This window comes from Bradyrhizobium betae, from assembly GCF_050632175.1.
GTDB lineage: Bacteria > Pseudomonadota > Alphaproteobacteria > Rhizobiales > Xanthobacteraceae > Bradyrhizobium > Bradyrhizobium betae_B.
Genome location: NZ_CP192576.1, coordinates 6,094,331 through 6,106,843 on the forward strand (window position 1 = coordinate 6,094,331; position 12,513 = coordinate 6,106,843).

10 protein-coding genes and 3 pseudogenes are annotated in these 12,513 nt (G+C 65.0%); 5 read left to right on the plus strand and 8 right to left on the minus strand.

The annotated features are described in order from the left end of the window. Positions 1 to 16: 16 nt before the first annotated feature. Positions 17 to 334, minus strand: a complete 318-nt coding sequence (locus tag ACQ86E_RS29265; protein ID WP_431202932.1) for a PilZ domain-containing protein — start codon at positions 332 to 334, stop codon at positions 17 to 19. Then, positions 334 to 1,427, minus strand: a pseudogene (locus ACQ86E_RS29270) (DUF2336 domain-containing protein). The gene ACQ86E_RS29265 and the pseudogene ACQ86E_RS29270 overlap by 1 nt, the downstream one beginning before the upstream one ends. A gap of 300 nt (positions 1,428 to 1,727) precedes the next feature. Between ACQ86E_RS29270 and ACQ86E_RS29275 the strand changes: the two are divergent. Then, complete coding sequence (locus tag ACQ86E_RS29275; RefSeq protein WP_431206589.1) at positions 1,728 to 2,675, plus strand: helix-turn-helix domain-containing protein; 948 nt, start codon at positions 1,728 to 1,730, stop codon at positions 2,673 to 2,675. A 50-nt stretch (positions 2,676 to 2,725) separates the two neighbouring features. Next, complete coding sequence (locus ACQ86E_RS29280; protein ID WP_375309303.1) at positions 2,726 to 3,316, plus strand: NADPH-dependent FMN reductase; 591 nt, start codon at positions 2,726 to 2,728, stop codon at positions 3,314 to 3,316. Positions 3,317 to 3,438: 122 nt separating this feature from the next. Here ACQ86E_RS29280 and ACQ86E_RS29285 read toward each other — a convergent pair. Together ACQ86E_RS29285 and ACQ86E_RS29290 are read right to left on the minus strand one after the other, a co-directional pair. Continuing rightward, positions 3,439 to 5,519: pseudogene (locus tag ACQ86E_RS29285) on the minus strand (methyl-accepting chemotaxis protein). A 102-nt stretch (positions 5,520 to 5,621) separates the two neighbouring features. Further along, on the minus strand, positions 5,622 to 6,059 hold the full coding sequence (locus tag ACQ86E_RS29290; RefSeq protein ID WP_431202933.1) for a DUF1810 domain-containing protein: 438 nt from the start codon (positions 6,057 to 6,059) through the stop codon (positions 5,622 to 5,624). 189 nt (positions 6,060 to 6,248) lie between these two features. On the opposite strand from ACQ86E_RS29290, the gene ACQ86E_RS29295 reads away from it, so the two are divergent. From ACQ86E_RS29295 to ACQ86E_RS29305, 3 genes and pseudogenes are all read left to right on the plus strand, one after another. Beyond that, entirely contained in the window at positions 6,249 to 7,229 is a 981-nt protein-coding gene (locus ACQ86E_RS29295) for a DUF2778 domain-containing protein (protein WP_431206590.1), read from the plus strand. A gap of 64 nt (positions 7,230 to 7,293) precedes the next feature. Then, complete coding sequence (locus tag ACQ86E_RS29300) at positions 7,294 to 7,551, plus strand: hypothetical protein (protein WP_431202934.1); 258 nt, start codon at positions 7,294 to 7,296, stop codon at positions 7,549 to 7,551. 121 nt (positions 7,552 to 7,672) lie between these two features. Then, positions 7,673 to 8,765: pseudogene (locus tag ACQ86E_RS29305) on the plus strand (TRAP transporter substrate-binding protein). A gap of 62 nt (positions 8,766 to 8,827) precedes the next feature. On the opposite strand, the gene ACQ86E_RS29310 reads toward ACQ86E_RS29305, so the two are convergent. From ACQ86E_RS29310 to ACQ86E_RS29325, 4 genes are read right to left on the minus strand one after another with little or no spacing between them, the layout of a single operon-like run. Continuing rightward, positions 8,828 to 9,610, minus strand: a complete 783-nt coding sequence (locus tag ACQ86E_RS29310) for an ABC transporter ATP-binding protein (protein ID WP_431202935.1) — start codon at positions 9,608 to 9,610, stop codon at positions 8,828 to 8,830. Beyond that, positions 9,598 to 10,653, minus strand: a complete 1,056-nt coding sequence (locus tag ACQ86E_RS29315) for a dihydrodipicolinate synthase family protein (RefSeq protein ID WP_431202936.1) — start codon at positions 10,651 to 10,653, stop codon at positions 9,598 to 9,600. Before ACQ86E_RS29315 ends, ACQ86E_RS29310 begins: the two co-directional genes overlap by 13 nt. A gap of 6 nt (positions 10,654 to 10,659) precedes the next feature. Next, entirely contained in the window at positions 10,660 to 11,481 is an 822-nt protein-coding gene (locus ACQ86E_RS29320; RefSeq protein WP_431202937.1) for a GNAT family N-acetyltransferase, read from the minus strand. Beyond that, positions 11,468 to 12,505, minus strand: coding sequence for an NAD-dependent epimerase/dehydratase family protein (locus ACQ86E_RS29325; protein ID WP_431202938.1), 1,038 nt, complete (start codon positions 12,503 to 12,505; stop codon positions 11,468 to 11,470). Before ACQ86E_RS29325 ends, ACQ86E_RS29320 begins: the two co-directional genes overlap by 14 nt. Positions 12,506 to 12,513: the final 8 nt, after the last annotated feature.

The following is a 12,513-nucleotide window of genomic DNA, read 5'->3' on the forward strand; positions in this document are numbered from 1 at the left end:
GATGGAATGACAGGGACTACTTGCTCTGGGCCGCGCTCTCAGCGTGAGCCTTTGGCTTCTTCTTGTCCGCGTTGATGAAATGAACGCCGGCCATGGTGCCGTCGATCCAGACCAACTCGCAGCGCCGGTAAGCGAGCCCGGTCGAGGACAGCAGCATGAAGAATTCCTTGGCCTGGAGCACGTCGAGCGTGCCTTCGACCTCGATCTTGGCGCCGCTCTGCGAGACGTCGAGCAGCACGCAGCTGCGGCGCCAGGTGCCGTCCGAGCCCATCAGATTGACGGACTGCTTGTGATCCATCCGCACGCGAAGCGCCTTGCGACCGTCGAACTTCATCAGTTAACCCCCATTTTGGCGCCGCGATGTCCCCGATCGCTTGTGTTCGCGCTTGCTGCGATTTCCCCCAGCGCACTGTCCATTGGCTGGTCGACAGAAGCAGTGTCTCGAAGATCTGCTGCGCGCGTTCGCGCTCGGCAAAGGAAAGACGGGCGCCGCTGCGGTTGCTCAGGATCGCGAGCGTGGTCGCCCAGTTCAGTCGCGAGGCCCGGCAGGCCATCACCAGGCCCTCGCAATCGTCGTCGATCATGACGTGCTCGACGATTTCGATCGGGGCTCCTGACAGCACCGACAGCGCCGTGAACAAATTGGCGGTCTCGCCGCGGATCGCGAAGCGGTTCACCGTGGAATCGTTGAGCTTGCCGACGCGGCTGAGCGCGACGATCTCCGGCCGTGCGCTCGCATAGGCGGCCGGGGAGGGCGGCTTGGGAGGAAGCGGTGCCGGTGGCACCGCCGATGCGGTCGCTTTGGCCGGCGTCGTCTGGCCGGGTGAGGCGGAGAGCAGCTTCCGCACGACCAGGTCGGGCGTTCCGGGCCGCAGCACCAGTGCTTTGGCAATCTCGCCATCCCCGTCGGCCCTGGCGATCAGCGCGGCGTAGGCCGCCTCGGAGAATCTGGTTCCCGGGTTCTTGATCAGTGCAAGGCAGACGGCGTTGGTGCCACTCTCGATCAGCGCTTCGCTCACGGCCGGCTCGATGCAGGTGCGGGCCCCGATCGCGAGTTGATGCCGCTCGCTGCACGAGGCCGCGACCGCGGCCAGATCGGCTGCGGAGAGTGCCTGCGACTTCCGCAGAACAGCACTTGCCACTTCCGGGTCGTCGTGCGAGGCGAGACGCCGCAATGTCTTGGGCGGTGCGACCTTGAGTTCAGCGAGCGTCCTGCCGAGCTGAACCAGCGCACTTGGCTCGACCCGCCCCGTCAATCGCAGCAGGACGCCATCGACGACACCGGCAAGCAATTCCTGGGATCTATCGCGGTTGCCAGTGAGCAACTGCACAATGCCGGAGAGGATGCGCGTGCAGCGGTCCAAGGGACACGTTGCGACCGCTTCCTCCAACTCAATCAGGACATCAGCAGGCAAATTTGCCATCATGGCAGGGGCCTGTACTCAAAATGAATTTCGACTGTCTAACGACCGTCATTGCGCACCACAGGCGTTAATTTGGATTTTATACTTCAGTCCGCCAGGTATTGGCGCACCGTTTAGTGCACTGAAAACGGTATCGAAATCTGGCAGGACACGATCCGCTGCTTGTCCTTTGCCCTCGACCCTCGCCAACTGTTTCGACGAGCAGGATTTGAGTCTTTCGGTCTAACGCGAAGCCGAAAGGGGGAATTGAGATCGGCATATTGCCGCACGCGCGTCGTTTCCCGCCGCGGTTTTTCATTTGTCATGAACAGCACTGATCATGCGCCAGCGCTGGCGCCCAAAATATTTCGCTTCTCGGATGTCGATGAATTTCGATACGCCATACGTGGCCTCGATTTCGAGTTCACGCCTTTCGTACGGGAGATTTCGGCTGAGCAGGTCATTCTGTCATTGCCCGGCTGCGACGTGAACTTGACCCGGGCGTTTCCCCGGTTGGTTGACGCTCAGCTTGTCGAGAATTGCACGGCAATCGGGTTCATGATGGACGATCTCGATGTCCCCGTCCGGTTCAACGGCGCGCAGCGAGCCAGTCCGGTCGTCGTCGTCGGGAGCGGCGGCGCGGCTTACACGACGATCGAGGAAGTCCAGCGGCAGATCGCCTCGGTGGTCTTCAGGCCGGAGGTGACGGATCGCGGCTGGCCGCGAGCTGCCCTCAGCTTCAAGATCTTCGAGACGACCGCCGCCGGCTTGAACCGTCTCCGCAGCGTGGTTCGGGAGGTGCTGGCGGCGGCATCGGAGCCGATCGACCCATTGGACGTGCCGTTGAAGGCTGCGGCCATGAAGGAAAGCCTGCTCGGGGCCGTCGACGAGGCCTTCCACGGCGTCGTTCCGGCACGATGGACCCTGCGCCCCAATGACGAGCGGAGCTTCCGGATATTCCAGGACATCCGCGCTCTTCTGTCCGAGGATCTCTCGCAGCCGATTTACAGCGAGGAGATCGCGCGCAAGCTCGGCCTGTCCGTCCGCACCATGCATGATGTCGTGCGTCGCTATCACGGTATGAGCCTGCATCGCTATCTGCGTCTGCGCCGGCTGTGGCTGGTCCGCAAGCGGCTGTTGGCCGGCGCCGACAGCGTCAAGGCCGTGGCGCTGACCTTCGGCTTCTGGCATCTCAGCGATTTCTCCAGAAGTTATCGCGACCAGTTCGGCGAGGCGCCGTCGCAGACCTTGGAACATGGCCGGCGACGATAGCGCGGCACACCGCTGGGCGGGCCGCGTCGTCTTGTGCTAGGCTGCACGGCATGAGCAATCGCATCCTCGTCCTCTACGGTTCCTACCGGTCCGACCGCATGGGCATCCGCCTTGCGAATTTCGTCATCGATCGCCTGCGCGCCCGCGGCGAGGACGTCGAGTTCATCGACGCCAAGGCCATCGGCCTGCCGATGCTCGACCGCATGTACAAGGAATATCCCAAGGGCGCCGCGCCGGAGGCGCTGGAGAAACTCGCCGGGCAGATCCGCGGTGCCGACGGTTTCGTCTTCGTCACCGGGGAATACAATTGGGGCATTCAGCCCGGCCTGAAGAACCTCACCGACCATTTTCTCGAAGAGTGGTTCTGGCGCCCCGCCGCGATCGTGAGCTATTCCGCCGGCCGCCTGTCAGGCGCGCGCGCGTCCACCGCCTGGCACGGCACGCTGTCGGAGATGGGCATGGTGGTGGTGTCGAGCACGATCGGCGTCGGTCCGATCGCGCAGACGCTCTCGGCCGAGAGCGAGCCGATCGGCGAGGGCGGCAAGGCACTGGAGCGGTCGTTCCCGCGCTTTGCCGATGATCTCTCGTGGTGGATCGAGGCCGCGAAGGCGCAGCGGGCGCGCAAGGCGCCGCCGTATTGATTTTCGTTGCCCGGAGTACGGTCCTGTAGCCCGGATGGAGCGAAGCGCAATCCGGGGCGGTGCATCCGCGGTGAAGCTTTCCCGGATTTCGCTTCGCTCCATCCGGGCTACGAAGAATCTCGTTACGCCGCCCGGACCTCGCCGAGGAAGCGGTCGAACTGGCCGGCGAGATCGCGTGACTGCGTCGAGAGCTGCTCGGCTGCGCCCAGCACCTCGCGGGCGGCCGCACCGGTATCGTCGGCGGCGCGCTGTACGCCCGATATGTTGGTGTTGACCTCCTGGGTGCCGCGGGCGGCCTCCTGGACGCTGCGGGAAATCTCCTTGGTCGCCGAGCCTTGTTCCTCGATTGCAGCCGCAATGGCGGTGCCGATCTGGTCGATCTCGGCGATGACGTCGGCGACGTTGCGGATTGCGGTCACAGTCTCGTCGCTCGCGGCCTGGATCGCCGTGATCTGCTCGGAGATTTCGGTGGTGGCCTTGGCGGTCTGGCCTGCGAGCGACTTCACTTCGGACGCCACTACGGCAAAGCCCCGGCCGGCTTCGCCGGCGCGAGCGGCTTCGATAGTCGCGTTCAAGGCGAGCAGATTGGTCTGCTCGGCGATGCTCTGGATCAGCGTGACGACGTCGCCGATCTTCTGCGCGCCCTCGGCGAGGGCGCGCGCGGTGTCGCCGGTGCGGCGGGCATTGTCGACGGCACGGGCCGCGATTTCGGTGCTTTGCGCGACCTGACGGCCGATCTCCGAGATCGAGGAGGTCAGTTCTTCGGTCGCGCTGGCGACCGTCTGCACGTTGGTCGAGGTCTGCTGCGAGGCGGCGGCAACGATCGCGGCCTGGCTGTTGGTCTGTGCCGCCGTCGAGGTCATCGACTGCGCCGTGCTCTCCATGGTGGAGGAGGCGCGGGACAGGCCGCCGACCAGTTCGGTGACCTTGGCCTCGAACGCGCGGGTGAGGCCGTCGAGCGCCTGGGCGCGGCGCATCTTGCCGTCGTTCTCGGCCTGCTTCTCCGCCGCGAGCCGGTCGGCCCGGATCATGTTGTCCTTGAACACCTTCACGGCGGCAGCCATCGCCCCGATCTCGTCGGAGCGCTCGGCGCCCGGGATCTCTTCGGCGACGTCGCCGTCGGCAAGCCGCGACATCCGGGTCGTCAGGCTGACGATCGGAGCGCAGACGCGGCGGCGAACCATCACGATCAGGCCGGCGCTGGCGATCAGCACGGCAAGGAGGCCGGCGAGTGCGACGGTGAAGCTGGTGCGAGCGGCGGCGGAGGCACCGGTGAGGATATGCTCGGCGTTGTCGTAGAGCGCGTCGCGGACTCCGATGATCGAGCCGAGGCCCTTTGCGACGCCGCGTAGTAGGCGTCAACGTCGTGTTCATACTTGCCGCTGATGGCGCCGTCCTTGACCAGCTTGAGCTCGCGACCGAACTCCTCGACATAGCGCGCGTTCATCGTCTCGAGGGCAGCGCCGACATTGGCCGGGGTTGCGGGATTGCCGCGCAATTCCATCAGCGACATCGCGATCTGGTCGCTGCGGCCCTGCATGCGGGCGACATCGGCCTTCTCGGCATCGGTACCCACTTTCTTGCCGCCGACCAGGTTCTTGTGCACGCTCGCATTGAGGCCGCCGATGTCGCGCAGCGTCATGGCGACGTTCGCGTAGTTGGACTGGCGGTAGGCATCGCCATTGAGGATCGCCATGCGGCGCACCTGCTCATTGAGCAGCGCAGTGACGCCGGCGTTGAGCACGGCATTGTCCGCAACAACCTTCCTGGCTGCATCCTTGCGAGCATCCGCAGGTCCCGCGATCGCCTTGTCGATGGCGTCGCGTAGCGCGGTGAATTTCGAATTGATGGCATCGATGTTGCTGCCGATGGTGTTGCCATCATCGAAGGAGCCGGGCAGCTCCTTGCGCAGCGCGTTCATCTTGTCGCGGGCGCCGTCGGTTTGCTTGCGCAGCTTATCAAGCGCGGCGAGCTGGGCAGGGTCGACGGTTGCAGGTCCATAGAGGATGTTGGTGGCGAAACCGCGCTCGGGGTTGAGATAGCGCGGGATGTCGCTGGCGGCGCGGACGATATCGAGCCGCCCTTGCGCTTCGGCGATCTTGTCCATCGTCTGGTATTTCGTCGCGGCGACGTAGACGGCGAGGCCTCCGCCCACGGTCGACAGCGAGACGATGGCGGTGGTCAGGAGGGTACCGATTTTCATGATCTGTCCGGCAATTGGCGCGGTGAGAGAAAGATATTCTCCGTATGATAGGGGGCCGTATTAATCGGGGGTTTACGCTGCTTGTAGCGAGCGGCGCGGCCGCTAGGTCTTTCGATCAAGCGCAGCGAGGATCTTCAGCGTGGCGCCGTCGCGCTCGCCTGCGAAATACCGGGCGAGCGCCTCGCCGAAGATCGGATCATCGGACACGGCGCCGAACAGCGTCATCGACGAGTGGAATTTGGCGTCGTCCGGCGCGCCAAGGATCGCATTGATGGTTCGTCCCTCGACGGCGAGCACGAGCCGGGTGCATTCGATCAGACGCGGGCCGAGGACGGGGTGGGCGAGGTAGGCCGTGGCCTCCGCGCGCGAGGCGATGGCGTAGCGCTGGGACATGGCGCTGAAGCCGAGGCCCGCGATTTGCGGGAAGACGAACCACATCCAATGGCTTTGCTTACGTCCCCGGGCCAGTTCCTCCCGGACGTCGCGATAGACCGGATTTTGGGCTTGGACGAAGCGTTCGAGATCGAAGGGGGCGGTCATTGGATACCTCCTGGTGCCTCGCCGGCCCCGATTATGCCTAACTTTTGGCTCCCAATGTGGTAGCTGGTATAGAGTCTTCGGGTGGGGGTGGGCTCCCCCGGGGGTCGATTTGGGGATCTGATGGTTTCCGACGCCGCACAAGCCGAGAGGCTGTTGTCGCGCCGCCGTATCGGGCGAGCCGAGACGATATTGCTGTCTTTGGCTGCTGTCGCGCTGGCGCTCGGCGCGGCTGCCTGGGTCGCGGACCTAAGCGGTTTGAATTTGGGTGATTCGAGTTTGGGCACTTCGAGCCCGCTGGTGTCTTCCGCGCGGCCGCCCGCCAATGCCCCTTCGTTCGACGACCGTTTTGCGTCGCTGTCGGGCAACCCACCCGCCCGCGACCTCGGCCTGCGAACGCTGGAGCGCTCAGCCCTGAATGCGGTCCAGCTCAAGCTGCGCGACGCCAAGGCGATGCTTGCCCAGAAGCTCCAGGGGGATGACTGGCGTTCGAGCCTGACCGATGGCGACCGGCCCGTGGTCGACGAGACGAGGCCCTCGCAACGTGCCGACGGCATCCCGATGCCGCGCTCGCGTCCGCCCCAGGCCGATCTCTCCGCCCAGATCGCCTCCAGCCAGGCCTATGCGGAGACCAACCCGAGGGTCGACAACCGCAACTTCTTCGAAAAATTCACCGACAAGATCAGGCTGGCCTCGCTGACGCCGGACAGCGGCTTGTTCGGCAAGGCGCCGGATCTGGCCGCCCTCGGCTACGATTCGCGGACGGCCGTTTATGACATCTCGGCCAAGGCGCTCTACCTGCCCAGCGGGGTCGCGTTGGAAGCACATTCGGGCATGGGCGCGCTGATGGACGACCCGCAGCATGTCGACCAGCGCATGGTGGGCGCGACCCCGCCTGCGACCTACGATCTGAAGCCGCGCGAAAAACTGTTTCACGGCGTTCGAGCGCTGCGCCTGACGCCGACTGAGGGCACCAGCGCGCTCGGCCGCGTCGGCCTTCTCACCCACAACTACATGCTTGGTCCGCGCGGCGATTCCAACGGCTGCGTTTCGATCAAGGACTATGATCGTTTCCTCAAGGCCTGGGACAACGGCGAATTCAACCGTCTGGTCGTGGTGCCGAGCCTGGGCGGATCGGCGATTGCCGCGCAGCGCGCGAGCACCGACTCCTGATATGAGCCGAACGGCGGGGCTGCCGTTTTCCCTTCGTTAAGCCGTCGTCGTCCAGAAGCAGCCCATGAGTGATCCCCAGAGTTCCGAGACCCCGCTGCGTACGACGTTCAAGATCAAGTTGAACGGTGATACGCTGGCGATCGCGACCGTTGGCCAGGCCTATCAATTCCTCACCAACTTCAAGTCGGTCGAGTGGATGGAATTCCGCTCCCTGCATGAAGACGCGGTCACGGCGCTCGAAGGCGCCGCCGGTAACGCAATGCTTGCGGTGCAGGCAACCAACGCCGTGCGGGCGCTGTTCGTGAGCGCCAAGCTGCTCTAAAGCGGCTTCCTGCCAGCTTGAACTCCGCTACAGGAACAGGCAAACGGTCTCCGAAGACCGTGGCCCGAGGCCGGGTACAAGGCCGTTCATTTGAAACTAACTTCCAGGGAGAGACCCCATCATGAAACGCCGTACATTCCTTAAGGGCGGTGCAGTTGCCGGCGCGACGACGCTGGTTGCTGCACCTGCGATCGCGCAATCGGCGCCCGAGATCAAATGGCGCCTGACCTCGAGCTTCCCGAAGTCGCTCGACACCATCTACGGCACGGCGCAGACCTTCGCGAAATACGTCGCCGAGGCCACCGACAACAAATTCCAGATACAGACCTTTGCGGCCGGCGAGATCGTTCCCGGTTTGCAGGCGCTCGATGCCGTCAGCACCGCCAGCGTCGAGATGGCGCAAACGCCGCTGTATTTCTACATCGGCAAGGAGCCGGCGCTGGCCTATGCCACCGGCGCGCCGTTCGGCATGAACCATCGCCATCAGGAATCCTGGTGGCATTTCGGCGGTGGTGCCGACCTGACCAACGAGGCGCTCAAGCCGTTCAAGGCGCACGCCATCCTCTGCGGCAATTCCGGCACCCAGATGGGCGGCTGGTTCCGCAAGGAGATCAAGACTGTCGACGATCTCAAGGGCCTCAAATTCCGCATCGCCGGCATGGGCGGCCATGTGCTGGCGCGGCTCGGCGTGGTGCCGCAGCAGATCGCGGGCGGCGACATCTATCCGGCGGCTCGAGAAGGGCACGATCGACGCGGTCGAATTCGTCGGCCCCTATGACGACGAGAAGCTCGGCTTCCAGAAGGTCGCGAAGTACTACTATTTCCCCGGCTGGTGGGAAGGCGGCGCCATGCTGCACATGATCGTCAACGACGAGAAATGGGCGAGCCTGCCGAAGCAGTACCAGGCGATCGTCAACCAGGCCGGGTCTGCGGCCGGCGCCTGGATGCTCGAGAAGTACGACAGCGTGAATCCGGCGGCGCTGAAGCGGCTGATTGCGAACGGCGCGGAGCTGAAGGCGTTCCCGCAGCCGGTGCTGGAAGCCTGCTACAACGCGACCCAGGAGCATCTGAACGAGCTCGCCGCCAAGAGCGACCTGTTCAAGCGCACCAAGGAAAGCCACGACGCCTACATGAAGGAGCTGCTGTTCTACACGCAGATCGCGGAAAACTTCTACGACAACTATCTGCTCAGCAAGATGCGCAACAAGAGCTGATGTGAGAGGGGGCGCGGTGTTTGCACTGCGCCCCCAATTGGACGGTCAGTTGCTGCGATGTGTCAGGCCGCGCCCAGGCCCAGCTTCGCATAGATTCTTCGCGCATAGGCACCGAACGCGTCGGTCGTCTTCAGCGGAAGGTCGCGCGGAAAGGGCAGGTCGATCGGGAAGTAGTCGGCCATCTTCGCAGGGCCGGCCGTCAGCACCGCGCAGTGTGACGACAGGAACACCGCTTCCTGGATCGAGTGCGTGACGAAGATGATGGTCTTGCCGCTCTCGCGCCAGATCCGCAGCATCTCCAGATTCATCTGCTCGCGGGTCAGCGCATCCAGCGCGCCGAACGGCTCGTCCATCAGGATCAGCTTGGGGTCGTGAATGAAGGCGCGTGCGATCGCGGTGCGCTGCTGCATGCCGCCGGAGAGCTGCTGCGGATATTTCTGCTCGTAGCCAGCCAAGCCGACCAGGTTGAGCAGGTCACGCGCCCGCTCGCGCGCGGCTTTCATCGGCAGGCCGACGATCTCGGCCGGCAGCAGCACGTTGTCGAGGATGGTGCGCCACTTCAAGAGCAGCGCCTGCTGGAACACCATGCCGATGTCGCGGGTGGGATCGAACGGACTTTCGGCGTTGCCGATTGTCACCGTGCCGCCATCGGCGCCGTGCAGGCCGGCCAAAATCTTCATCACCGTGGTCTTGCCGCAACCGGAGGGGCCGACCAGCGAGACCAGCTCACCTTCCTGCACGTCCATGGTGACGTCGGACACCGCCAGAAACTCGGCGCCGCCACTGCGGTAGACTTTCCGCACCCCTTGCAGGCTGATGAAAGGTTTTGAACTCATGCCAGCCATTTGTTCAAATTGGCGGCGACGAAGGAATCGTCGCTGAGGTCGGCGTGCTCGCGCGTGACACGGTCGATCTCCTCGCGCTGGCCGGGGCTGAGGCCTTCGTTCGGATCGAGGCACCACAGACCCTTCATGAGGCCCTGGCGCCGCAACACCTCGTGGCAGCCGGCGATGCAGCCGTGAAAATTGTTGGCGACGTCGAAGAAGGCGCTGTTGCAATCGGTGACGCGGGCATCGAGCGCGAGAAGATCGGCCGGCACGCTGTCCTGGTGCCGCGCCGCCTTGCAGCGCTCGAATTGCTTGATGGCGCTTGCGGTCCAAACCGACCAATGGCCGAGCAGGCCGCCCTTGAAATAAGTGCGCGTCGTGACGCCGTTGGCGCGCAGGTCGAACGGCAGCATCAGGTCGAGCAGGATGTGGTCGTCATTGCCGGTGTAGAGCGCGACGCGGTCGAGCGCGCCGGCGGCTGCGACTCCGCGCAGCACGTCGAGCGTGCGATAGCGGTTGAACGGCGCGATCTTGATCGCAATGACGTTGTCGATCGAGGCAAAGCGCTGCCAGAACCGGCTGGACAGGATGACGCCGCCGACGGCCGGCTGGAGGTAAAAGCCGATCACCGGAATCTCGGCGGCGACAGCCTTGCAATGCGCGATGATCTCGTCTTCGGACGCGCTCTTCATCGCGGCGAGGCTGAGCAGGCCGGCATGATAGCCGATGTCGCGGGCGGTGCGGGCTTCGGCCGCCGCCTGCCGGGTCGTGCCGGCAAGACCTGCGACCATCGCCAGCGGACGTTTGGTCCAATTGGCCGCGGTCTCCGCGGCGAGCTCCAGCACCGGACGGTAGAGGCCGACATCGCGGATCGCGAATTGCGTGGTGTGGACGCCGACCGCAAGGCCGCCGGAGCCGGCGTCGATGTAATAGCGCGTCAGCGCGCGCTGATGCGTCTTGTCGAGCTGGCGTTCGGGGGTGAGCGCGAGCGGATGCGCCGGCATCACGGTGCCCTCGGCGATCAGCTTGCGGATGTCGGCGTTGATCTGGCTGTGGTGCATGATGTCCTATCCGAATTCCGGGCCGGCGACGGCGAATGGCATGTCCTCGCCAGCAGTGGTGGCGGGGCCGAACCGCATGCGCTGGAACGGCCGTTCGATAGTCCAGCCCGATGCGGTCAATCCTTCGAGGAACGCAGCCTGCGAGGCGACCGCGTCGATCAGCAGCGGGCGGGTCTCGGATCGCGCGATCGCATGAACCAACGCCAGCGCTTCGGCGGCGTTGTCGGCGAACAGCGGGCCGATATGGCGCGCGGTTCGGCCGTCGCGGACCAGCGCGATGCATCCATATGCTGCAACGATGCGCGAGCCGGAGCGCTGTGCGAAGGCGGTCAGAAGAGCGGTCCGGTCGAACCCGGTGGTCCGCCGGTCCCGCGCGCAAAGCGCGTCGAGGGTTGCGACCGCGGGTGATCCCGAAGCTTCCTGTGCGGGGTTCACCAGCTTCAGCCGGCGGAGTTGCAGCGTCGGCGTGAACCCGAGCGGGCCATAGACGGCGGCGCCGTCGGGCGTTGCGTCGAGCCAGCTCGTCAGGCCGTTCTTGCGTGCCGTCTCCAGGCAGGTATCGACGAGGCGCGTGGCAAGGCCGCGGCGGCGATGTGTGGCCGACACCAGCACCATGCTGATCCAGGCGTTGTTGCCGGGGTAGGGCAGCAAAGCGGCGGTGGCGACCAGGCGAGCGCCGTCGCGGATGCCGAACACGATGCCGTCATGCAGGAAGACCCGCCAGTCCTCCTCGGTCTGGTTCCAGTGCGCTTCACTCGAGAGCGCGAGCCCGGCGATCGCATCCTCGAGGCCGAGCTTGATGACGGTCGGGCCGTCAATAGCGTCCATCGCGCACCTCGTATTTGGTGGGCTTGCCGAGGCTCGGCATGGCGCGGGAGACCCAGTCGGCAGTCCAGGCGATCAGCTGCTCGGTGTCCACGACCGGCAGGCCGAACAGCTCGACCGCTTGCGATGTGTCGGTGAGCCACGCTGTCGGCTCTTCCTTGCCGGTCAGCAGCGGAGGGCGGCCGAACCTGGCACCGAACCTTGCCGCGAGATCGCGCACCGCGAGAATTTCGTGGCCGCTGACATTGATCGGCGAGGTCGGCGCCGTGCAATGCGCAAGGCACCGCAGCGCCTGCGAGGACGCATCACCTTGCCAGATGAAGTTGACGTGGCCGAGGCTGACGTCGATCGGCGTGCCCGTGAGCACCTTCGTGGCGATGTCGTGCAGCACGCCGTAGCGCATGTCGATCGCGTAGTTGAGGCGGAACAGCCGGCCAGGTGTTTCGAGCTTGCGGGAGAAATATTCGAACATGCGTTCGCGGCCGACGCAGGACTGCGCGTATTCGCCGGGCGGGTTCGGCGCCATGTCCTCCGTCGAGCCTTTGCCGTCGACCGGCACGAACGGGTAGATGCAGCCGGTCGAAAATGCGACGATTCGCGACGACGGGAAGGCCTGCGCAACCAGCGCCGGCACATGCGCGTTCATCGCCCAGGTCAGCGAAAGGTCGCCCTCGGCGCCGAACTTGCGGCCGGCCATGAAGATGATGTTGGGCGCTTTCGGCAGCGCGTGAATCGCACGCTCGTCCATCAAATCGCAGTTGATGGTCTCGACGCCGCGGGCGTGCAGCCACTCCTTCACGCCCGGATCGCTGAAGCGGGCGACGCCGATGACGCGGCGATCCGGCGCGGCGGCTTTCGCGAGGCCCGCCAGCGTCGGCCCCATCTTCCCGGCGACGCCGAGGATCATGATGTCGCCGTCCACCTTGGCGAGGTCGTCGATCAGCGCCTGGGTCGGCCGGCACAGGAGATCGTCGAGCGCCGCGATGTCGGGGATCGTCTTCGGCAGCGTCTGGCGGGTGAGCAGCATGGATCTAT